This is a genomic window from Paraburkholderia sp. (genome assembly GCF_050742655.1).
Classification (GTDB): Bacteria; Pseudomonadota; Gammaproteobacteria; order Burkholderiales; family Burkholderiaceae; genus Paraburkholderia.
In genome coordinates this window covers 107945-127961 of record NZ_JBOIGG010000015.1, presented here as the reverse complement: position 1 = coordinate 127961, position 20017 = coordinate 107945, and the positions used below count along the sequence as shown (strand labels likewise).

The following is a 20017-nucleotide window of genomic DNA, read 5'->3' as shown; positions in this document are numbered from 1 at the left end:
GCGCATTCTACGCCGTGCGCGTCGGCCCGGTCACGTGACCCGATGCCGCACGGATTGCCGGGAGCGTGTCAGTGCGGTGCGCTGTATGTCACGCGGTAGATCGCACCCGCGTAATCGTCGCTGATCAGCAGCGAACCGTCGGGCAACGGCATCACGTCGGCGGGGCGGCCCCAGATGGTTTCGTCCGGCATCAGCCAGCCTGATGCGAAGACCTCTTGCCGGGCATGACTGCCGTCCGCGTCGGCGATCACACGCACCACGCGGTAGCCGCTCTTCCTGCTGCGGTTCCACGAGCCGTGTTCGGCGATGAAGATGGTGTTGCGGTAGTCGGCGGGAAACATCTCGGCCGCATAGAACCGCATGCCAAGCGATGCCACGTGCGCGCCGAGTTTTATGACCGGCGGTGCAAACGCGCTGCATGGCCGTTCGCCGCCGAATTCGGGGTCAGGCGTGTCGCCGCCGTGGCAATAGGGATAGCCGAAATCGAGGCCGTCGCGTGCTGCGCGGTTGAGCTTGTCGTCGGGGCGGTCGTCGCCGAGCAGGTCGCGGCCGTTGTCGGTGAACCACAGCTCGTGAGTGACCGGGTGCCACGCGAAGCCCACGGTATTGCGCACGCCGCGCGCGATCGTGTCGTAGTGGCTGCCGTCCGCGTTCATCCGGCCGATCATCGCGTAGCGGTTCGGGTCCGGGCGACAGATATTGCACGGCGCGCCTTGCGGGACATATAGCTTGCCGTCCGGTCCGAACGCGATGAATTTCCAGCCGTGATGGCGGTCGGTGGGGAGGTCGTCGGTGACGACGACTGGCTTCGGTGGACTGCTCAGGTGGTCGTCGATCGCGTCGAAGCGAATGATCTTCGATATCGCAGATACATACAGCGCGCCGTCATGCCACGCGACGCCGGCCGGCATTTCGAGACCCGATGCGATCACGTAACGGGCGGCGACATGCCCGCCCTTGAGCGTCAGTGCGTAGACATGGCCGTCGAAGCTGCCGACGTACAGGATGCCTTTCGGCGACAGCGACATTTCGCGTGCGCTCGGGACGCTATCCGACAGCACTTCGATGTGAAAGCCTGCCGGCAGCGTAATCCGTTCGACCGGCAGCCCCGCGTGCACGGACGTGACTGCCGAGGCGACCAGCCAGGCCGCCACCGACTTCGCGACCCGTGCCAGGCGGCCGCGTGCGTATCGCGGGAGCCCGGCCGGAGCTGACGTCGGCGCGCAGGCGTCAGATGATGCGGCTTTCACGTGCGCTCCTCCGTGGTCAGACAATTGCCGGCGGTCGCGGGCGCCAGCGGATGCCGGGTTGTATCGCCGACGCGACCCGCCAGCCCAGTTTATCCCGGTAAGTGTTTGTTATGGCTTTGGTTTCCGGCTATAATCTCGCGTTTCAGTGGTTCCGAACCCCGGTTTTCAAGGATTCTAGTATGGTCATCATCCGCTTGGCTCGTGGCGGCTCGAAGAAGCGCCCGTTCTACAACATCGTCGCAACCGATTCGCGTAACCGCCGTGACGGCCGCTTCATCGAACGCGTTGGTTTCTACAACCCGGTCGCCACGAAGGGCGAATCGCTGCGTATCGCGCAAGACCGCCTGACGTACTGGCAAGGCGTGGGCGCGCAACTGTCGCCGACGGTTCAGCGTCTCGTGAAGGAAGCGCAAAAGGCGCAACCGGCCGCTTGATGCTGGCTGGTATATGCATCGGCGGTAGCGGTGAAGGCCAGACGGCCGACCCGCGTCAACCGGTGCGTGGATACAAACCGCACCGTCGTGCTTCGAGGGTAGTCCATGTCAACGCGTGATTCCGACGGCTCCGGCCGCACTGGGGCAAGCGCGTCGGCGACCGAAGCGCCGTTCGGTGCGTTCGTCCGCAAGCCGGTAAAAACGGGCGAGCAGAAAAAAGCTTCGGCGGCTGGGCAGTCGATGCGTATCGAATCGCCGGAAAGCTGGCCGGCCGATGCGATCGAAGTCGGTGCGATCGTCGATGCGTACGGCCTGAAGGGCTGGGTCAAGGTGGCCGCGCATGCGGACGCCGGGCACGGTGGCGACGCACTGCTGAGCGCGACCCGCTGGTGGCTGCTGAAGGGACGCGATGCGAATCCGGAGCGCAAGTCCGCTTCGGTGCGTGAAGCGAAGATCCATTCCGACAGCATCGTTGCTCAACTGGCCGGGTTGGACGATCGGGATGCGGCGCTCGCGCTGCGCGGCTGCCGTGTCTACGTCGGCCGCAGCGAGTTTCCCGCGCTCGATGCTGACGAGTTTTACTGGGTCGACCTGGTTGGCCTCGATGTCGTGAATCTGACCGGCGTCGGGCTTGGCAAGGTCGCCGGCATGATCGACAACGGTGCCCATTCGGTGCTGCGGGTCGAATATCCGGCAACCGACAAGGACGGCAAACCGGCAAGCGGCGAACGTCTGATTCCATTCGTCGGTGTGTACGTCAAAACTGTGGACCAGGCGACGAAGCAGATCACCGTCGACTGGGAAGCCGATTACTGAACCGGTCGACCGGTGTTTCGCTGAACGGAGAGGGCGATGCAGTTCGATGTCGTGACGCTCTTCCCCGAAATGTTTCGTGCGCTGACCGATTGGGGCATTACGAGCCGCGCCGCGAAGCAAGCGCGCTACGGATTGCGGACGTGGAATCCACGCGATTTCACTACCGACAACTACCGTACGATCGACGATCGTCCGTACGGCGGCGGCCCCGGCATGGTGATGCTGGCAAAACCGCTGGAAGACGCGATCGACGCGGCGAAAGCCGCCCAGGCCGAGCAGGGTATCGCGGCATCGCGCGTGGTGATGATGTCGCCGCAGGGTACGACGCTGAACCACGACGGTGTGATGCGGCTTGCCGCCGAACCCGGTTTGATCGTGCTGTGCGGTCGCTATGAAGCGATCGACCAGCGGTTGATCGACCGGTGTGTCGACGAGGAAATCAGTCTCGGCGATTTCGTGCTGTCCGGCGGCGAGTTGCCGGCGATGGCGATGATGGACGCGATCGTGCGCCAGCTGCCTGGGGTGCTGAACGATGCGCAGTCGGCGGTGCAGGACAGTTTCGTCGATGGCCTGCTCGACTGTCCGCATTACACGCGGCCCGAAGAGTACGACGGCGTGCGGGTGCCCGACGTGCTGATCGGCGGGCATCATGCGGAAATCATGCAGTGGCGGCGCCGCGAAGCGCTGCGCAACACGTTGCACAAGCGGCCCGATCTGATCGAGCGGGCAAGAAAGAACAAGATGTTGAGCCGTGCCGACGAGGCGTGGCTCACTACTCTCGCGAAGGAAGCGTCCAAGGCTTGATGCCTTGACGTTCCGGGCGGGAACCAGGCGGTGTCGTTCATGCGTGGACGGCGCCAGATGTAAACCCATCCTCTATCGGGGCCGTAGCCGCGCGTAACAGGAAACTCTACGCAAGGCAGGTACGAACGCCGACAAGATGGCACCAGGAGTCAGTAATGAATCTGATTGCAAAACTCGAGCAGGAAGAAATCGAGCGCGCGCTCGCAGGCAAGACCATTCCCGAATTCGCCCCCGGCGATACGGTGATCGTGAGCGTGAACGTGGTTGAAGGTACGCGCAAGCGTGTTCAGGCATACGAAGGCGTCGTGATCGCGAAGCGTAATCGTGGCCTGAATTCGTCGTTCATCGTCCGCAAGATTTCGTCGGGCGAAGGCGTCGAGCGGACTTTCCAGACGTACTCGCCGCTGCTGGCGAGCATCGTCGTGAAGCGCCGCGGCGATGTGCGTCGTGCAAAGCTGTACTATCTGCGCGACCGTTCGGGCAAGTCGGCCCGGATCAAGGAAAAGCTCGTGTCGAAAGACCGCGCGGCTTCGCAGCAGTAAATCCAGCAGTAAAAGCTGTAAGAAAAAGCACCCGTCCCGGGTGCTTTTTTCTTTGGCGAGGCAAAATACGTTTATCCCATATTGCCTGCGTCGAGAGTCCCGTTTGCCCCGTCCTGTCTTCGAACCCGAAACCCTCCCCGTCGAGTCTGCCGGTACCGATCTGCCGCCGGTCGCGCCCGGGCGTCTGACGCCGGATGGTCTGCGGGCGCGGTTCGAACAGCGGCTCCAGTGGGTTCCCGAGGCGGCCGAGGTTCGCTGGCGCGAAGTCGGCGATCCGCGGGTCGCCGCGGTGCTCGTGCCGCTCGTCGTGCGCGAAACCGGTCTGACGGTGCTGCTGACCCAGCGCGCCGACCATCTGAACGACCACGCCGGACAAGTGAGCTTTCCAGGCGGCCGCGAGGAACCCCACGACACCGATGCAACCGCGACGGCGCTGCGCGAAGCGCGCGAAGAGGTTGGTCTCGATCCGGCCCGCGTCGAGGTGCTCGGCGCGTTGCCCGACTACCTGACCGGTACCGGTTTTCGCGTGACGCCGGTGGTCGGCCTCGTTCATTCGCCGTTCACGGTCGAGGCCGATACACTCGAGGTGGCCGAGATATTCGAGGTGCCGCTCGATTTCCTGATGGACCCTTCGCATCACGAGGTACGCGTGTTTCGCTGGGAGGGCGGCGAGCGCCGCTTTTTCGCGATGCCGTATCCGCGCACCGAGGGCGGTGGCTCGTACTTCATCTGGGGCGCGACGGCCGGCATGCTGCGCAACTTCTATCGGTTTCTCGCCGCATGATCGATGCCGATGCGGCGAGGCCAGGCGCCGCAGGTTGCTAAAGTAAAAGTACGCCGCTCAGCGGCATCCGACCCTGTGCTATCGTTACAAGACAATTGCAAATACTCGAATGGCACGGCGCATCGCATGACTTTTTTCTCCGTATTGCTGGCTCTCATCATCGAACAGGTGCGTGCGCTGTCGCCGAACAATCCGGTGTCGGCGCTGCTTCACTATCACGCGGAGTCGGCGGCGCACGGGTTCGATGCCGGCAAACCGAGGCACGGCATTCTCGCGTGGCTCGTGGTCGTGCTGCCGTGGACGCTCGCCGTCGGTCTGATCTACTACGTGCTGTACCGGATCAACTTCGTGCTGGCGTTCCTGTGGAACGTCGTGATCGTCTACTTCACACTCGGCTTCCGGCAGTTCAGTCATTACTTCACCGACATCCATCTCGCGCTGAACAACGACGACGTGCCGCGCGCGCGTGAAATTCTCGCCGAGTGGACCGGGATCGATACCGTCGACATGCCGGTCAGCGAGATCGTTCGCCATACGTTGATTCACGCAGTCGTCGCGTCGCACCGGCACGTGTTCGGCGTGTTCTTCTGGTTCCTTGTGCCGATCGGGCCGGCCGGCGCGGTGCTGTACCGGATCGCGGAGTACCTCGCGCGCACGTGGGCGGAGCCCGCGGTCGATCGTACCGCGGCGTTCTCGACGTTCGCGCAACGCGTGTTCTTCGTGATCGACTGGGTGCCGGCGCGGTTGACGTCGCTCGGCTTCGCGATTGTCGGCAATTTCGAAGACGCGATTTACGCGTGGCGCAATCACGCGCGCCAGTGGCCCGATCCGAACGACGGCGTGCTGCTCGCCGCGGGCAGCGGCGCGCTCGGCGCACGGCTGAGCGGTCCGCTCGCCGAGCCGTCGAGTCTCGATGCGCTCGCGACCGGCGACGGCGGTCCGATGCCGGTCGGCGACGACTGCACGCCGCGCACGCTGCAATCGGCGGTCGGGCTCGTATGGCGGGCGGTGATCCTGTGGATGATCCTGCTGCTGATGTTGACCATCGCAGTTTGGCTGGCGTAGCAAAGGGCTACGCGGAATGAAGATCGATTCGAGGCCGGCTTGTCCGGCCTCGATCTTTTTTACGCCGCCCTTCGCGCGATCCGACCCACCGCTTCAGTCGCGCAGCGGATTCCGCGCAGTGCCGCACTGCCAGCACACCGTGAACTGCGCCTCCAGCGTTTCGCCGCAGCCTTCGCAGCGCCAGGCCGGTGCGCCATCGGCGGGACCGTGCGATGCCGTGTCGATCAACCGTCGCGCGAGTACCTCATCGCGATCGTCGACGAGCCATAGTTCCGGCGCGCATTGATCCGCCGGAATCTCGCCGAGCGCGCCGTTCAGGTAGCGGTTGTGCAACTCGCACGCGATGCCCGCGGTCGCCAGCACGTTGATCCAGTGCTGGCCGATCAGCAGGTTCGGTGCGCGCATCAGCTTCAGCATGACGGAACAGGGTAAAAAGGGGAAACCGCCTCAGCGGACGATCTGACTCGCTTCATGCACAAGCTGCGCGTACAGCGTGTGCCGTTCGCGCGCGATGCGGCCGTCGGCGACCGCTTCGAGAATCGCGCAGCCCGGCTCCTGCAAGTGATGGCAATTGTAGAAGCGGCAGTGCGGCAGCAGTGGCCTGAACTCCGGGAACGCGCGCTCGAGCGTTCCTTCGGTCAGATGATGCAGCCCGAACTCCTGGAAGCCCGGCGAGTCGATCAGCGCGCCGCCGTCCTGCAGCGGATAGAGCCGGGTGAACGTGGTCGTGTGGCGGCCGCTGTTGAGCGCGGTCGATATTTCGCGCGTGGCGACTTCGGCATCCGGGATCAGCAGGTTCACGAGCGTCGACTTGCCCATCCCCGACTGTCCGAGCAGCAGCGTCGCGTGATCGTGCAGATGCTCAGCGAGGATCTCGAGCGCCGCGTCGGGCTGCGCCTTGATCGACACCTCGAGCACCGGATAGCCGAGCGCGCGATACCGTTCGAGACGCATGCGCGCGCCGGCCAGCTCCGCTTCCACGTCGATCTTGTTGAGGACGATCAGTGGCTTGAGTTCGTTCGCCTCCGCTGCGACAAGCGCGCGGCCGAGCAGGTCCTGGCTGAAGTGTGGCTCGGTGGCGAGCACGATCAGCAGTTGATCCAGATTGGCCGCGAAGAGCTTCGACTTGTATTGATCCGACCGGTAGAGCAGATTGCGCCGCTCGGCGATCTCGACGATCACACCCTGGTCCGCCGATGTCGGTTCGTACACGACGCGATCGCCGACTGCCACCTCGCTGCGTTTGCCGCGCGGGAAGCACTGCAGCGGGGCGCCGCCGCCTTCGGGGGCGACGAGGTAGTGGCGACCATGCGCGGCGACCACGATCCCGTGGATGCCTGCACTGGAGCTGGAAGCCTTGCGTGCCGCCTTCGGTGCGCGGCCCGTCATGCGTGCCGCAGCAGGCGGTCGATGCGCTGCGACGCCGGCGGATGCGAGTAGTAGAACGCCGTGTAAAGCGGGTCGGGGGTGAGCGTCGATGCGTTGTCCTCGTACAGCTTGACGAGCGCGTTGACGAGATCCTTCGCATCCGTTTGCGTTGCCGCGAACGCGTCCGCCTCGAATTCATGCTTGCGCGAACTCAGGCTGCCGAGCGGCGTCACGAAGAACAGGAACACCGGCACGGCGAGGAAGAACAGCACGAGCGCGAGCGCATTGTCGGCGCTGGTCAGCGATGGCCGCACGCCGAGCCCTTCGTAGAACCACGTGTGCTGCGACAGCCAGCCGAGCAGTGCGAGCATCACGAGGCTGATCGCGAACAGGACGACCATCCGCTTGATCACGTGACGACGCTTGAAGTGGCCGAGTTCGTGCGCGAGCACGGCTTCGATCTCGCTGCCCGACAGACGCGCGAGCAGCGTATCGAAGAAGACGATCCGCTTCGCCGCGCCGAAGCCCGTGAAATACGCGTTGCCGTGCGCGGAGCGGCGGCTGCCGTCCATCACGAACAGGCCCTTGGCCGCGAAGCCGCAGCGCTTCATCAGCGCTTCGATGCGCGAGCGCAGCGCTTCGTCCTTCAGCGGTTCGAACTTGTTGAAGAGCGGCGCGATGAAGGTCGGGTAGAGCACCAGCACGAGCATCTGGAACGCGACCCACACGACCCACGTCCACAGCCACCACAGGTTGCCCGCCTGGTTCATCAGCCACAGCACGACGAACAGCAGCGGCAGCCCGAACGCGGCGCCGATCAGCACGCCCTTGATGCGGTCCGCGAAGAAAATGCCTTTGCCCATCCGGTTGAAGCCGAAGCGCTCTTCGATGACGAACTGCCGGTAGTAGTCGAACGGCAGATCGACGATGCCGGTGAGCGCGAGCACGACCGCGACCAGCGCGATCTGGCCGATGTAGCCGCGGCCAAGCCAGCTGCCCAGCGACAGGTCGAGCGCCTCGATGCCGCCGAGCAGCGTCAGCGCGATCAGCACGGCCGCGCTCGCGACGATCTCGAACATCGCGAGCCGCGTGCGCTGGACCGTGTAGTCGGCGGCGCGCTGGTGCGCGGTGAGCGCGATGGTGGTGGCGAACTGCACGGGCACCTGGTCGCGATGGGCCGCGACGAAGCGGATCTGCCGCGAGGCGAGCCAGAGTCGGGTGCAGACCATCGCCAGCACGGCGACGGCAAACAGGATGGTGAAGTACAGGGTAGGCATCCGGGGAATCCGTGGTAACTATGCGAGAATTATATGTTTCTTCCCGCCAGCCGGGCGGGAGCGTACGGGCCGGTTGCGAGTACGCTTCGCCGCGGCCAACCAAGGTTGCCTCTCATGACTGACACCCTCGCGCATCCCATCGATCCAGCCGGCGCGCCCACGCTCGTGCGCAACGACATGAACCTCGTCTGGCTCGACATGGAAATGACGGGGCTCGAACCCGACACCGACCGCATCATCGAGATCGCCGTCGTCGTCACGAATTCGAATCTTGACCGGCTCGTCGAAGGGCCGGTGCTCGCGATCCACCAGAGCGACGAAGCGCTCGACAAAATGGATCAGTGGAACCAGAACACCCATGGCCGCTCGGGTCTGATCGACCGGGTGCGCGCCTCGACGGTGACGGAGGCCGAAGCCACCGAGCAGATCCGCGCGTTTCTCGGCAACTACGTGCCGCCGGGCAAATCGCCGATGTGCGGCAACTCGATCTGCCAGGACCGCCGCTTCATGGCCCGCTGGATGCCGGATCTCGAACGCTTCTTTCACTACCGCAACCTCGACGTCAGCACGCTGAAGGAACTGTGCCGCCGCTGGCAGCCGGCCACCTACAAGGGCTTCCAGAAGCGCGCGATGCATACCGCGCTCGCCGACATCCACGAATCGATCGACGAACTGCGCTATTACCGCGAGCATTTCCTCGTGCCGGCCGCGAGCGCGCCGGTTGCGGAGCCGCCCGCAGCGTAACGGTAAGCGGCAAACGCGCCGTCAACGCGACGGCCGCTGCGCGCTTTTCGGGCGGAACGCCGCGACCACGCTGTCGTTCGTTTCGATATACGGCCCGCCGATCAGATCGATGCAATAGGGCACCGCCGCGAAGATGCCCGGCACCTTCACGGCGCCGCTGTCGTCGCGCAGGCCCTCGAGGGTCTCGCGGATCGACTTCGGCTGGCCCGGCAGATTGACGATCAGCGCAGCGCGCCCCGGCGTTTCGCGGATCACCGCGACCTGCCGCGACAGGATCGCGGTCGGGACGAAATGCAGGCTGATCTGCCGCATCTGCTCGCCGAAGCCCGGCATCTCCTTCGTACCCACGGCGAGCGTCGCTTCCGGCGTTACGTCGCGGCGCGACGGGCCGGTGCCGCCTGTGGTCAGCACGAGATCGCAGCCCGCGCTATCCACGAGCTCGATCAGCGTCGCGGAGATGGTCGGTGCGTCGTCCGAGATCAATCGTGTTTCGGCGCGCCACGGCGACGTGAGGGCGACGGCGAGCCACTCCTGCAGCGCCGGAATGCCCTTGTCCTCGTAGACACCGCTGCTCGCCCGGTCGCTGATCGACACGAGGCCGACGGTCAGTGTGCCGGCGTCAGGCGTGCTCGTCGTCATCGTCGTCTTCTGGTTCGGGGGCGTGGTCATCGTCGTCGCCGGTGTCGCTCGCGGTCTTGACCCACTGGAACAGCTCGCGGAAATAGCGCGGCGGACGGCCCTGTTCCGCTTCCTTGCGCGCATTGCGGATCAGCGTGCGACCTTCCTGCGGATCGGCGGCGGGATGGTTACGGACGAATTCGGTGAGCACCGCGTCGTCGGCGAGCAGCCGTTCGCGGGTGCGCTCGATCCAGTGCAGGCGCGCCGTTTCGGCCTTGTTGATGCCGTTGTACGAATCGAGCGCGGTGCGCAGCGCGGCCGTTTCGTCGTCAGTCAGTGTGCGCATCACGCGGCCGATGTACTGGATCTGGCGACGCTTGCCTTCGTGATCCGTAATGCGGCGCGCTTCGCGGACCGCGTCGTCGAGCTTGTCGGGCATCGGCATGCGTTTGAGCGCGTCTTTCGGCAGCGCGACGAGCGCGACGCCCAGTACCTGAAGCGCGAGCATGTCGCGCTTCAGCTGGGATTTGCTGGGACGGTCGTAGCCGTTTTCGTCGACTTCGACGGCTGTTTCCATCGGTTGAATGCGGGTTTTGCGTGTCATACCGATATTGTAGCGTGCCGCGTCCCGTCGGCCGGTGGCGCTCGCGTTCGCGGCCGAACGAATCGCAGGTGCGTGCGCGCGGACCTTGCTATGATCGCGGGATGCGCAGCGCGGCCCCGGTCTGTCGGACTCATCGGACCTGACGGGCGGCACCTGCGGACCGACTTCCCGACGGGCCGGCCAGCGCCAGCCCCTCACCGAATGGCAATCCAGGACGGCATAGACAATGGCAGCAGACACGGACGTCAAACAGCGTTTCTTCCCGCATACGCAGGACCAACTCAAGGAAATCGCCTCGGACATCCTCCGCCACGCGAAGTCGATCGGTGCGAGCGACGCGGCGACGGAAATTTCCGAAGGCGACGGCCTGTCCGTCTCGGTGCGGCGGGGCGAGGTCGAAACGATCGAGCACAACCGCGACAAGATGGTCGGCGTCACGGTTTTCATCGGTAACAAGCGCGGCAACGCGAGCACGTCGGACTTCTCGTCGTCGGCGCTGAAGGACACGGTCGCCGCCGCGTACAACATCGCGCGCTTCACGGCCGAGGACGATTGCGCCGGCCTCGCCGAAGCGGAGTTGCTCGAAACCGCGCCGCGCGACCTCGACCTGTATCACCCGTGGAATCTCTCCGCCGACGAAGCGGTCGAGATTGCCCGCCGCGCCGAAGACGCCGCGTTCGCCACCGACCCGCAGATCCGCAACTCGGAAGGCGCGAGCGTCTCCGCGCAGCACTCGCAGTTCGTGCTCGCGACGTCGCGCGGCTTCCTGTCCGGCTATCCGTATTCGCGCCACTACGTGGCCTGCGCGCCGATCGCCGGCAGCGGCCGCAACATGCAGCGCGACGACTGGTACACGTCGAAGCGCAGCGCGCCCGAACTCGCGGCGCCGGAAGCGATCGGCCGCTACGCCGCGCAGCGCGCGCTCGCGCGCATCGGCGCACGCGGGCTCGACACGCGCAAGGTGCCGGTGCTGTTCGAGGCGCCGCTCGCGGCCGGCCTGCTCGGCGCGTTCGTGCAGGCAACAAGCGGTGGCGCGCTGTATCGCAAGACGTCGTTCCTCGTCGATAGCCTCGGCAAGCCGGTGTTCGCGCCGCACGTGCAGATCGTCGAAGACCCACACGTCGCGCGCGCGATGGGTAGCGCGCCGTTCGACGAAGAAGGCGTGCGCACGAAGCACCGTTCGGTCGTGAAGGACGGCGTCGTCGAGGGTTACTTCCTGTCTACGTATTCGGCGCGCAAGCTTGGCATGCAGACCACAGGCAACGCCGGCGGCTCGCACAATCTGTCGATGCGCAGCTCGAACACGCGTCCGGAAGACGATTTCGAAGCGATGCTGAAGAAGCTCGGCACCGGCCTGCTGCTGACCGAACTGATGGGGCAGGGCGTCAACTACGTGACGGGCGACTATTCTCGCGGCGCGTCGGGCTTCTGGGTCGAGAACGGCAAGATCCAGTACCCGGTCGAGGAAATCACGGTGGCGAGCACGCTGCAGGAGATGTTCCATCACATCGTCGCGATCGGTGCGGACACGCTCGTGCGCGGCACCAAGCAGATCGGCTCGGTGTTGATCGAACGGATGACGATCGCCGGGCAGTAAAGCCCTGGCAAGATAAAAAACGCCGCGAGACCTGGGAGTACCCAGGGCTCGCGGCGTTTTTCAATGGCGCGACGAAACGGGGTGCAGAGGACAGCCGCCCGTCAGCGCACCTTGCGTCGGTACGTGACGAACGCGTAGTCGAAATCGTTGGGTGCGTGCGCGCGGTGCGTGTCGCGGGCCGTTTCTTCCCAGTCCTGCGGGTCCGGCGCGGGAAACGTCGCGTCGCCGTCGAAGTCGGCGGAAATCTCGGTGACGATCAGCTTGTCCGCGTACTGCAACCCTTCGCCGTAGAGCTCCGCGCCGCCGATCAGGAACGCCACCGGCGCATGGTCGGTCGCAGCGAGCGCGAGTGCGTCGTCGAGGCTCGTCGCGGTATCGCAGCCCTGGAAGCGGCGCTTGCCGTTGCGCGTGACGACGATGTTGCGCCGGCCCGGCAGCGGCCGGCCGATCGACTCGTGCGTCTTGCGGCCCATGATGAGCGGCGCGCCCATCGTCGTGCGCTTGAAGAATGCGAGATCCTCGGGCAGCCGCCACGGCAACTGGTTGTCGCGGCCGATCACGCCGTTGCGCGCACGCGCGACGATCAGCGTGAGCGTCGTCATCGAAAGAGCAGGAGTAGTCATCGGGCGATTGTACCCGACGGCTCTCCTGCGCCTGGCCGCGTCGCTCTTGGCCGTGACGCGCGTCCTAAGCGCCGGACACGTCGGACACGTCCGGGCTGTCGGGCGGTTCGCCCTGATGATCGGGCGGAAGCCGGTCGTCCTGCTCGGTCACTGCGCGCAGACCGTGCGAGCCCATCAGCCGGTACAGCGTCACACGCGAAATGCCGAGGTCCGTGGCCGCTTCGTTCAGCCGATGCCGGTGCCGCAGCAGCGCGATTTCGATCGCGCGTTTCTCGGCGGCTTCGCGCGCCTGCGCGAGCGTCATCGTCTGCTGCGCGGTGAAGTGCGCGAGGTCGAGGTCTTCGGCGGAAATCAGCTTGTTCTCCGCCATCACGATCGCGCGCCGGACGAGATTGATCAGCTCGCGCACGTTGCCCGGCCAGTTGTAGTTGTGCATCGCCTCGATCGCCGACGGTGTGAAGCCGCGGATCTTGCGCGCGCTGTCGGTCTTGAAGCGATGCAGGATATGGTGCGCGAGAATCTCGATGTCCTTGCCGCGCGCACGCAGCGGCGGTTCGTCGATGCGCAGCACGCACAGCCGGTGGAACAGGTCGGTGCGGAACCGGCCTTCGCGTATCGCGCCTTCGAGATCGATATGGGTCGCCGAAATGATCCGCACGTCGACGGCGATCGACTCGCGTCCGCCAAGCCGTTCGATCTTGCCCTCCTGCAAAAAGCGCAGCAGGCTCGCCTGGCTTTCGAGCGGCAGGTCGCCGATTTCGTCGAGCAGCAGCGTGCCGCCGGCAGCCGCTTCGACCCGGCCGATCTTGCGCTGGTTCGCGCCGGTGAACGCGCCGCGCTCATAGCCAAACAGCTCCGACTGCAGCAGGTGGTGCGGAATCGCACCGCAGTTGATCGCGACGAACGGTGCCTTGCGGCGCGGCGAGCGCTCGTGGATCGCGAGCGCGGTGAGTTCCTTGCCGGTGCCCGATTCGCCGGAGATGAACACGCTCGCGTCGGTGTTCGCGACCTTGCGGATCGTGCGGAACAGCTGCTGCATCGCTTCGCAGGTGCCGACCATCTCGTCGTCGCCGGCGGACGCGATGCCCGCGATGAAGTCGAGATCGCCGAGCGCGACCATCCCGAACGCGTGACCGACGAGGTAATCGATCGTCGCGTCCGCGACCGGCATCTTCACGTAGTCGAAGCAGTACTGGCGGATCAGACGCCGCACCTGGAGATCGGCGAGCCGTTCCTCAGTGGCGAGCGCGATCCAGCCGACCTGTTCCTGCTGCAGGGCCGACTCGAACGTGGCCAGTTCGCGCACAGGCAAGCTCGCGAGATCGACGATGCCGGCGTACGGCGCATCGGGTCTCAGCAGTCGCACGATCTCGTGCGGCGAGCGCGCGACCGACACGCTCCAGCCTCGGCTCTTCAGATGCGCGACGAGCGCGCAGTCCGGCGTGCGCGTCACGTATAGCAGCGCGCGGGCGGCGTCGGCCGTATGTGCGTCGCCGTCATGCGTTTGCGGCATGTCCACACGCTGCACGTTCGGGTCGGGGCACGGCGCGGGAAAGTCCTGCGAACTCGCGAGCGTGAGATGCCCGCCCGCACCCGCGAATGGCGTCACACTGGTCAGATGGGATGAATCGCGCACGATCGGCCTCATGTCGGTGATGCATCAGAAGGTGTACGGGAAACGCACGCCGACAACGAAGTTCGGCGCGTCGGGCGTGAGGCCGACGGAAACCGCACCGTTGATCGTCAGATGCTTGTTCACCACGTGGTTGAGCCCGAAGTTCAGCACCGACGCGGTGGTTTCGCTGCCGGGTACCTTCTGGTAGCTGCCGCCGGGCTCCCTCGTTTTCGATGCGGGTTCGAGCGCCATCGTGTACGAGATGCTCGCCGAGTCCTTGTCCGAGAACGCCAGCGCGACGCCGCCGCCGAACTGGATGATGTCGCCGAGCTTCACGGTCGCCGGCTGCGTCTGCCCGACGACCGACGAGATGTCCGCGAACGAGCGCGCGATGTTGTACGTGTACGAGAGGCTGCCGAACAGCACGACCGGATCGTAGGTCTTCAGCACCGACACGCCGGCCGTGATGTTCCAGAAGCCGGTGCCGGTCGGCAGCTTCGACGGCGCGACGAGATTCGTGTTGTCGGGCGACACCTGTACGACCTTGTCGCCGAACGGCGACGTGCCGGTCGGTGCCTTGATGCGCAGGCTGCCGACCACGTCGGGCACGCCGGCGGTCTCCTTCAGGAACTGGTAGTAGAGTCCGAAGTTGACGTCGCCGAGCGCGCTCGAATTCAGCGACGCGTCGGACAGCGTGTTCGCGGCGCCGCCCGCGCCACCGACGATGAAGTTGCTGTGCCGGTAGATGTACGGCACGTCGACGTCGATGCTGATGCGGTCGGTGATGCCGTAGCGCGTGTCGAGATCGGCCATCACCTGGTGCGACTTCGTCTCGCCGAGGTTGATGTTGCCGAGGAAGATCGCGTCGAGCGCGAGGAACCCGGACAGCTGCAACTGGCGGCGATCGTAGTAGGTGTCGCTGATGCCCCAGTCGAGCGTCAGCTTGTGGTCGAAGAGCGGTGCGTGCTCGCGCTGCACGACGGCTTCCTCGGACTGCGTGCGCACCGGTTCGGCCGCTTTCTGCGTCTGGCCGATGGTGCCGTCGGGCATGCTCGCGGGACCGCTCGAGCCTGGTGCTGCTACGCTCGATCCGCCTGGTGCGGGCGGGTTGACCGGTACGCCGGTCGCGGTGCCGGTCGCGCCGCCGGGCGCAAGCGAGCCTGGATTCACCTGCGCAAGCTGCGCGAGCGGCGGCAGCGGCATCGGCAATCCGTCGGCGCCGGGCTGATCGGCGACCGCTTCGCTGCCGGCAGGCGCGCCGTAGCCGGGCGTACCGCGGCCGCGCTGCGCCATCTCGAGATTCGTGACCTGCTGTTCGAGCGAATGGATCTGTCGCTGCTGCTCGTCGACGACGCGCATCAGCGTATTGAGCCGGTCTTCCACCGACTGATTGGCGAGCGCCTGCGCGGCCGCCCCCTGCGACAGCGCGAACAGCAGCGCGGCGGCCGGAATGGCCGCGAGCCTGATGCGCGGTGCCCTGGTCCCTGTAACGTTGTTCATTTTTGTTCCCCCGGTCCCGGCCGCGTCACGCTGGTCTCTTTCACGTGTCGCGCGGCCTCGTTCGATGCAAACTGCCTGTGCTTCCGAGCGGGTGGCGGCCCGCTTCATCTCCTCACGATGGCTGCGTTTTGCAGGGCTTGGAGTACGCCGGTCTGCCGCAGCATCGCGGACGACATCTGCTGGGTTTGCAGATGCAGTTGCAGCTGGTTGGCGACCTGCTGGTTATTGCCTGCGATCTGGAGCAACTGGGCGATGGCGCCGGCCTGCTGCGCGTTGCTTGGCATGATGGTTTGCGTGGCGAGGCCGGCGGGCGTCTGCAGCGCGACCGTGACGCCGCCGCTGCCGAACGAGATGCCCGCCTTGATCGTGCCGGCCGCGTTCGACGCGTCGGCGCTGGCGGCGTTGTTGCCGCCCGGCAATCCGGCTGGCGGGACGTTGCCGAAGTCGATCTGCGCGGCGTTGAAGCCGGCGTTGCTGTTGCCGGCCACCTGCGCGACCTGCGACACGCCGTTCACCGAGATGCCCTGGCCGCCGGTCGCGACCGCATTCGGATTGGCACCGTTGTTGCCGCTGCCGTCGACCACCTTCGCGAGCGTATTGACCGTCGCGCTCAACTGGTTGACGGCGTTCTGCACGACGCCGAGCGTGCCCTGTGCGATGGCGGTCGCACCGTTGGGCAGCTGCCACTGCGACAGCAGGTTCAGGACGAATCCGGAGATCGTCTCCCCACCGACGCCCTTGCCGGTTTGATGCGCGAGGACGTCGTCGTCGACGGTTTGCCACTGGATGGTGTGCGGCGCGGCGTCGCGGACCGAAAGAGCTTCGGGCACCGGCGGCGGGCCGATGCTTTCCGCGGCGAACGCACCGCTCGTCAGGCTGCACGTCGTGGCGCATAACGCGAAGCCGAGCTGTGAGATCTGGCGCTTCATGGTTGGGTCAGAACAGGTCTGCCTTGATCAAGCCGTACTCGACAAAGGGAATCGCGAGCGTCCCGTTGAGCGCATTCGCGCGCAACTTCAAGGCCAGCGACTCGTTGTTTTGCAGCAGCGGAGAATCCTCCCTGAAGGGCTTTCCGAGGACGGCGAACACGAGACCGTTCCAGGTTCCCGAAAAATCCTCTTCCAGCACGATGCGGTTGCCGAGCGCGGGGTCCGCAATGAAGATGCGGCCGTTCTCGGCATGCTTGACGATCACGAAGTGTTCGTAGCCGTCGATGTTCATCAAAACCATCACGGGAATCTGCAGGTGATACAGCGCCTCCGGATTGACCCGGAACCCTCTGCCGCGCAGGCCGATCGTCTCGACGAACTTCTTCATGTCGAGCATCGAGAAACCGTTCTTCACGACGACTTCCGGTGTCGAGAACACCATCATCCGGCGGATCAGTTCGGTTTCCGGAATATCGATTCCGTAGCCGTACTTCAGCAGCGTCGCGAGTGCGGCGGCGCCGCAGCTGTAGTCGAACTGCTGGCTGACGATGTGGTTGTAGCGGATGTCGCGCATCGAGCGCACGGTCTTGGTCAGCGGTACGCCTGCGAACGTCGACGTATCGATCGTCGACTGCGCTTGTGTCGACGTATCGATCGTCGACTGCGCGTGAGTCGCCGCAGCGAAGCTGCAGCCCGCCAGCGCGACGGCAAGCCTTGAGGCAAACCGCAACGCTAAAGACCGGTTCGAACCGGGCATGATGGTCTCTCCCTGCCTGTGTGCGCCGGCGGCGGTTGCTGCCGCCGGCGCATCCCCCTTGATGCGATATCGCTAATGCTTCGTGAGTCAGCGTTACTTGCTGACGTTCATCGAAGCGATCGCGAGACCGTTGTGCTGCACGTTGCCTGCGCCACCGGCGATGTTCACGCCGATGTTGCCCTTCGCACCGCTAAGTGCACCCGCGCCGAGCGTAGCCGTGCCTTCGAACGTACCCATGAAGCTGAGGTTGGCTTGCTGGCTGCTGTCGTCGGTCGCGACCATCGCGCCGTCGGCGTGATGGCTCGACACAGTCGACGTCGAGGCGGCAAGGCTGTTGTTCTGCACGTTGCCGATGCCGGACGCGATGTTCACGCCGACGTTGCCCGACGCGGACTGCAGCGAGTTGTCACCCAGCGACGCGTTCACGTTGAAGTTGTTGATCTTCGCCATGCCGCTCGAGCTCTGGTTGTTGAACACCTGTGCATTGCCGAACACGTCGCCGGCATCGACCGATGCGAGCGAGGCTTCGTTGCTTTGCGCGTTGTCCACACCTTCCGCGATGTTGACGCCGACGTTGCCCGACACGTTTTGTGCCGCGCCCACGCCGGTGGTCGCCGTCAGGGTGCCCGCCGTCTGCGTGTTGATGTGCTGCGTGACCTTGCCGGTCGTCGTCACATCGGTCGTCGCGAGGCTTGCATCGATGCCCCATGCCGCATACGCGCTATTGGTCGTCGTGGTCGCCCCTGCCTGATAGCCGGACGACTGTTCCGCGAATGCCTGGCCGCCCGAACCCTGAGCAGCATGGAAGCCCCAGATCGAACCCTGGCCTGAGCCTTCGGAGGCCTGGAAACCGCCGCCGAGCACTGCCGAGTTGCTGTAGTTCGATTCGTTGTAGCCGGCCGCGAAAGCGCCTTGCGCGGCCACCCCGCCGATACCCGCGTTCGGAGTGTTCAGGAACAGATAGCCGTAGGTGCCCTCGATCGCTGCAGCCCCGGAGATCTGGCCGCCCTGGTTGTGGCTCGTGCTGAGGAAGCCGCCCGCGATGCCGGCGCTTTGCTGGCTATATTGATAGCCGCCGCCGGTGATCGAGCTGCTTTGATGGCCATACGAATAGCCGGACGATTCCTGGAAGCCCTGAGCGCCCCAGGACGACGACGAGTGGCTCGTCGTCGAGGTCGCGAAGGCCACGCCGCCGCCCTTGATCGACGACGAGTTGTTGTTGATTGTCGTCGTCACATAGCCGGACGTGTAGGTCTGCGCGTTCGGGCTGATCGACGCGTGAGTCGACACGTTCTGGGTGTTGTTGACGACGGCGCCGGCGGTGCTGTCTACGCTGACGCAGCCGAACAGCGTGACCCATCCTTCGATGCCGACCGCTTCGCCGACGAGCGTCGCGTTGAAGATGAACGGGTTGTGCAGCGGGGCCGAAAACGCGCTGCCTGACGCGGCGGCGAGTACGGCTGCAGCAATGAGAGTGCGCTTCATGATATCGCTCCGATTTACGAGTGTGGTCAGTTAAAAAAGAGTGCCCGCCGGGGGACGGAGCACAAAACTGTTGGCCGTAGCATTACCGGCACCGGCTGTCTGGTTGATCTGGACGATCCCGTTGACGTTCTTGAAGGCGTCGCTGGAAATAGTCACGTCGCGTTGCTGATGAACCCCGATGGATGGTCCCAAACCGCCGTTGTTCGCGGTCGTCGCGGATAGCTCCCCATCCGACACGGTCGCGACTCCTGGCGCCGCAGTGCCGAGCTGCACACTGTTGCGCTGGAGATTCCCTGCGCCCGCAGCCTGATTGATCATCAGGGCTCCGGACGAATTCGAAAATGCGTTGCTGCCGATCGAGGCGCGCGCGCCGACGACCTTCGCGGCGACCGACGCGCCCTGCGAGCTGGCGTTGTCGTTCGCGACGGCGCCGCCGGTGGTGATCGTCAACTGGTTGGCCTGCGCGTTGTCGACGCCGGCCGCTTCGTTCACGGTGATAGCGCCGGTCGTGCCGACACCCGCGCCGACGCCGATCGATGCATCGCCGCTGATGACCGGGATGCGCTGCGCGTGCGCCACGCCGCCGAACGACGCGAGCGACACGAACGCGACGCCGCTGGCGCAGACGAGTGCGCGCAGCACCGGATGCGTAGCGGAACGGGCGATCCGGGGCGCGCTCATTTCAGACCTCCGAGTGCGCCGGTCAACGCGGTGGACAGCGGCGCGAGCGCGCCCGTCACCGATTGCGAGATCGTGCCGCCGATTCCGGGGCCCGCCTGGCCCATGCCGCCCGCGCCGAGCGCGACGTTGCTGCCAGTCGCGTTGCCGCTCAGGATCCGCGTGATGGTCTGCATGCCGTTCGCCATCGCACCGGCCGGCGCGAGGCCGCTCGAGCCGTGTGCGCTCGTCAGATCCGCGTCGGACACGACCTGTGCGATCGCGGGGTTGAACGTCGTGGCGGGGAAGGTGGTGGCACGTACCGCGACCGGGTCTTGATTGACAGGAACCTGATCGAATGCGCTGCGCGGGGTGATTTCCCGCTGCACGATGATGTCGCCGGGATTCTCGTCCTGCTGCGCGAACGCGGCGCCTGCGCCGGTTGCGGCCGCGATGCCGAGCATCGCCTGCAAGATCAGCCGCAGAGTCGGTCGCAACGCTGCGAACGATGCGCGCGTGCGTGACGACTGGGTCCAGGTTGTCATGGT

General features: G+C 65.4%; 22 protein-coding genes. 8 read left to right on the top strand and 14 right to left on the bottom strand.

The features are described from left to right. Positions 1-68: 68 nt before the first annotated feature. Entirely contained in the window at positions 69-1250 is a 1182-nt protein-coding gene (locus ACREXZ_RS21075; RefSeq protein ID WP_431766046.1) for a PQQ-dependent sugar dehydrogenase, read from the bottom strand. A gap of 179 nt (positions 1251-1429) precedes the next feature. Between ACREXZ_RS21075 and rpsP the strand changes: the two genes are divergently transcribed. The 6 genes from rpsP to ACREXZ_RS21045 all read left to right on the top strand — a co-directional run bounded on the left by rpsP (position 1430) and on the right by ACREXZ_RS21045 (position 5695). Further along, a complete protein-coding gene (gene rpsP / locus ACREXZ_RS21070; protein ID WP_006476550.1) occupies positions 1430-1684 on the top strand; it encodes a 30S ribosomal protein S16 in 255 nt (84 codons plus the stop codon). A 105-nt stretch (positions 1685-1789) separates the two neighbouring features. Beyond that, positions 1790-2500: a ribosome maturation factor RimM gene (rimM, locus tag ACREXZ_RS21065; protein WP_431766045.1), complete on the top strand. Its 711-nt coding sequence runs from the start codon at positions 1790-1792 to the stop codon at positions 2498-2500. A gap of 36 nt (positions 2501-2536) precedes the next feature. Further along, entirely contained in the window at positions 2537-3304 is a 768-nt protein-coding gene (gene trmD / locus ACREXZ_RS21060) for a tRNA (guanosine(37)-N1)-methyltransferase TrmD (protein ID WP_431766044.1), read from the top strand. Positions 3305-3459: 155 nt separating this feature from the next. Further along, positions 3460-3846, top strand: coding sequence for a 50S ribosomal protein L19 (rplS, locus tag ACREXZ_RS21055; RefSeq protein ID WP_133647907.1), 387 nt, complete (start codon positions 3460-3462; stop codon positions 3844-3846). A 103-nt stretch (positions 3847-3949) separates the two neighbouring features. Then, the gene (locus ACREXZ_RS21050) at positions 3950-4630 is read left to right on the top strand and encodes a CoA pyrophosphatase (protein ID WP_431766043.1); all 681 of its coding nucleotides are present in this window, start codon (positions 3950-3952) and stop codon (positions 4628-4630) included. Between the two features lie 126 nt (positions 4631-4756). Further along, on the top strand, positions 4757-5695 hold the full coding sequence (locus ACREXZ_RS21045; protein WP_431766042.1) for a CobD/CbiB family protein: 939 nt from the start codon (positions 4757-4759) through the stop codon (positions 5693-5695). A gap of 93 nt (positions 5696-5788) precedes the next feature. Here the strand turns inward: ACREXZ_RS21045 and ACREXZ_RS21040 are convergent, their stop codons facing one another. The 3 genes from ACREXZ_RS21040 to ACREXZ_RS21030 are packed head-to-tail and all read right to left on the bottom strand — an operon-like array spanning position 5789 to position 8340. Further along, a complete protein-coding gene (locus ACREXZ_RS21040; protein ID WP_431766112.1) occupies positions 5789-6109 on the bottom strand; it encodes a putative signal transducing protein in 321 nt (106 codons plus the stop codon). Between the two features lie 33 nt (positions 6110-6142). Continuing rightward, complete coding sequence (rsgA, locus tag ACREXZ_RS21035; protein WP_431766041.1) at positions 6143-7084, bottom strand: ribosome small subunit-dependent GTPase A; 942 nt, start codon at positions 7082-7084, stop codon at positions 6143-6145. Continuing rightward, positions 7081-8340, bottom strand: coding sequence for a M48 family metallopeptidase (locus ACREXZ_RS21030; RefSeq protein ID WP_431766040.1), 1260 nt, complete (start codon positions 8338-8340; stop codon positions 7081-7083). Before ACREXZ_RS21030 ends, rsgA begins: the two co-directional genes overlap by 4 nt. Positions 8341-8454: 114 nt before the next feature. Between ACREXZ_RS21030 and orn the strand changes: the two genes are divergently transcribed. Beyond that, entirely contained in the window at positions 8455-9084 is a 630-nt protein-coding gene (gene orn / locus ACREXZ_RS21025) for an oligoribonuclease (RefSeq protein WP_431766039.1), read from the top strand. A 21-nt stretch (positions 9085-9105) separates the two neighbouring features. On the opposite strand, the gene mog is transcribed toward orn, so the two are convergent. Together mog and yjgA are read right to left on the bottom strand one after the other, a co-directional pair. Beyond that, positions 9106-9723: a molybdopterin adenylyltransferase gene (gene mog / locus ACREXZ_RS21020; RefSeq protein ID WP_431766111.1), complete on the bottom strand. Its 618-nt coding sequence runs from the start codon at positions 9721-9723 to the stop codon at positions 9106-9108. Next, complete coding sequence (gene yjgA, locus ACREXZ_RS21015; protein WP_431766038.1) at positions 9704-10306, bottom strand: ribosome biogenesis factor YjgA; 603 nt, start codon at positions 10304-10306, stop codon at positions 9704-9706. The genes mog and yjgA overlap by 20 nt, the downstream gene beginning before the upstream one ends. Before the next feature lie 226 nt (positions 10307-10532). Here yjgA and pmbA point away from each other — a divergent pair, with 226 nt between their 5' ends. Further along, the gene (pmbA, locus tag ACREXZ_RS21010; protein ID WP_431766037.1) at positions 10533-11903 is read left to right on the top strand and encodes a metalloprotease PmbA; all 1371 of its coding nucleotides are present in this window, start codon (positions 10533-10535) and stop codon (positions 11901-11903) included. A gap of 101 nt (positions 11904-12004) precedes the next feature. On the opposite strand, the gene ACREXZ_RS21005 is transcribed toward pmbA, so the two are convergent. The 8 genes from ACREXZ_RS21005 to ACREXZ_RS20970 form a co-directional block, all read right to left on the bottom strand. Then, the gene (locus tag ACREXZ_RS21005; protein WP_431766110.1) at positions 12005-12505 is read right to left on the bottom strand and encodes a dihydrofolate reductase; all 501 of its coding nucleotides are present in this window, start codon (positions 12503-12505) and stop codon (positions 12005-12007) included. 85 nt (positions 12506-12590) lie between these two features. After that, positions 12591-14039, bottom strand: coding sequence for a sigma 54-interacting transcriptional regulator (locus ACREXZ_RS21000; protein WP_431766109.1), 1449 nt, complete (start codon positions 14037-14039; stop codon positions 12591-12593). Positions 14040-14186: 147 nt separating this feature from the next. Beyond that, a complete protein-coding gene (locus tag ACREXZ_RS20995; RefSeq protein ID WP_431766036.1) occupies positions 14187-15641 on the bottom strand; it encodes a hypothetical protein in 1455 nt (484 codons plus the stop codon). A gap of 104 nt (positions 15642-15745) precedes the next feature. Then, entirely contained in the window at positions 15746-16570 is an 825-nt protein-coding gene (locus tag ACREXZ_RS20990) for a peptidase C39 (protein WP_431766035.1), read from the bottom strand. 7 nt (positions 16571-16577) lie between these two features. Further along, positions 16578-17327 carry a C39 family peptidase gene (locus ACREXZ_RS20985; protein ID WP_431766034.1) on the bottom strand — a complete coding sequence of 250 codons (750 nt, stop codon included), beginning with the start codon at positions 17325-17327 and terminating at the stop codon, positions 16578-16580. Between the two features lie 93 nt (positions 17328-17420). Then, the gene (locus ACREXZ_RS20980; protein ID WP_431766033.1) at positions 17421-18812 is read right to left on the bottom strand and encodes a hypothetical protein; all 1392 of its coding nucleotides are present in this window, start codon (positions 18810-18812) and stop codon (positions 17421-17423) included. Positions 18813-18842: 30 nt separating this feature from the next. Then, positions 18843-19493 carry a hypothetical protein gene (locus ACREXZ_RS20975; RefSeq protein ID WP_431766032.1) on the bottom strand — a complete coding sequence of 217 codons (651 nt, stop codon included), beginning with the start codon at positions 19491-19493 and terminating at the stop codon, positions 18843-18845. After that, entirely contained in the window at positions 19490-19933 is a 444-nt protein-coding gene (locus ACREXZ_RS20970) for a hypothetical protein (protein WP_431766108.1), read from the bottom strand. Before ACREXZ_RS20970 ends, ACREXZ_RS20975 begins: the two co-directional genes overlap by 4 nt. Positions 19934-20017 lie beyond the last annotated feature (84 nt).

Excerpts from the sequence above, each read along its gene's own strand:
- rpsP (WP_006476550.1), top strand. The coding sequence starts at position 1,430 with ATGGTCATCATCCGCTTGGCTCGTGGCGGCTCGAAGAAGCGCCCGTTC.
- rimM (WP_431766045.1), top strand. The coding sequence starts at position 1,790 with ATGTCAACGCGTGATTCCGACGGCTCCGGCCGCACTGGGGCAAGCGCG.
- trmD (WP_431766044.1), top strand. The coding sequence starts at position 2,537 with ATGCAGTTCGATGTCGTGACGCTCTTCCCCGAAATGTTTCGTGCGCTG.
- rplS (WP_133647907.1), top strand. The coding sequence starts at position 3,460 with ATGAATCTGATTGCAAAACTCGAGCAGGAAGAAATCGAGCGCGCGCTC.
- ACREXZ_RS21045 (WP_431766042.1), top strand. The coding sequence starts at position 4,757 with ATGACTTTTTTCTCCGTATTGCTGGCTCTCATCATCGAACAGGTGCGT.
- rsgA (WP_431766041.1), bottom strand. The coding sequence starts at position 7,084 with ATGACGGGCCGCGCACCGAAGGCGGCACGCAAGGCTTCCAGCTCCAGT.
- ACREXZ_RS21030 (WP_431766040.1), bottom strand. The coding sequence starts at position 8,340 with ATGCCTACCCTGTACTTCACCATCCTGTTTGCCGTCGCCGTGCTGGCG.
- orn (WP_431766039.1), top strand. The coding sequence starts at position 8,455 with ATGACTGACACCCTCGCGCATCCCATCGATCCAGCCGGCGCGCCCACG.
- mog (WP_431766111.1), bottom strand. The coding sequence starts at position 9,723 with ATGACGACGAGCACGCCTGACGCCGGCACACTGACCGTCGGCCTCGTG.
- yjgA (WP_431766038.1), bottom strand. The coding sequence starts at position 10,306 with ATGACACGCAAAACCCGCATTCAACCGATGGAAACAGCCGTCGAAGTC.
- pmbA (WP_431766037.1), top strand. The coding sequence starts at position 10,533 with ATGGCAGCAGACACGGACGTCAAACAGCGTTTCTTCCCGCATACGCAG.
- ACREXZ_RS21005 (WP_431766110.1), bottom strand. The coding sequence starts at position 12,505 with ATGACGACGCTCACGCTGATCGTCGCGCGTGCGCGCAACGGCGTGATC.
- ACREXZ_RS21000 (WP_431766109.1), bottom strand. The coding sequence starts at position 14,039 with ATGCCGCAAACGCATGACGGCGACGCACATACGGCCGACGCCGCCCGC.
- ACREXZ_RS20995 (WP_431766036.1), bottom strand. The coding sequence starts at position 15,641 with ATGAACAACGTTACAGGGACCAGGGCACCGCGCATCAGGCTCGCGGCC.
- ACREXZ_RS20990 (WP_431766035.1), bottom strand. The coding sequence starts at position 16,570 with ATGAAGCGCCAGATCTCACAGCTCGGCTTCGCGTTATGCGCCACGACG.
- ACREXZ_RS20985 (WP_431766034.1), bottom strand. The coding sequence starts at position 17,327 with ATGCCCGGTTCGAACCGGTCTTTAGCGTTGCGGTTTGCCTCAAGGCTT.
- ACREXZ_RS20980 (WP_431766033.1), bottom strand. The coding sequence starts at position 18,812 with ATGAAGCGCACTCTCATTGCTGCAGCCGTACTCGCCGCCGCGTCAGGC.
- ACREXZ_RS20975 (WP_431766032.1), bottom strand. The coding sequence starts at position 19,493 with ATGAGCGCGCCCCGGATCGCCCGTTCCGCTACGCATCCGGTGCTGCGC.
- ACREXZ_RS20970 (WP_431766108.1), bottom strand. The coding sequence starts at position 19,933 with ATGCTCGGCATCGCGGCCGCAACCGGCGCAGGCGCCGCGTTCGCGCAG.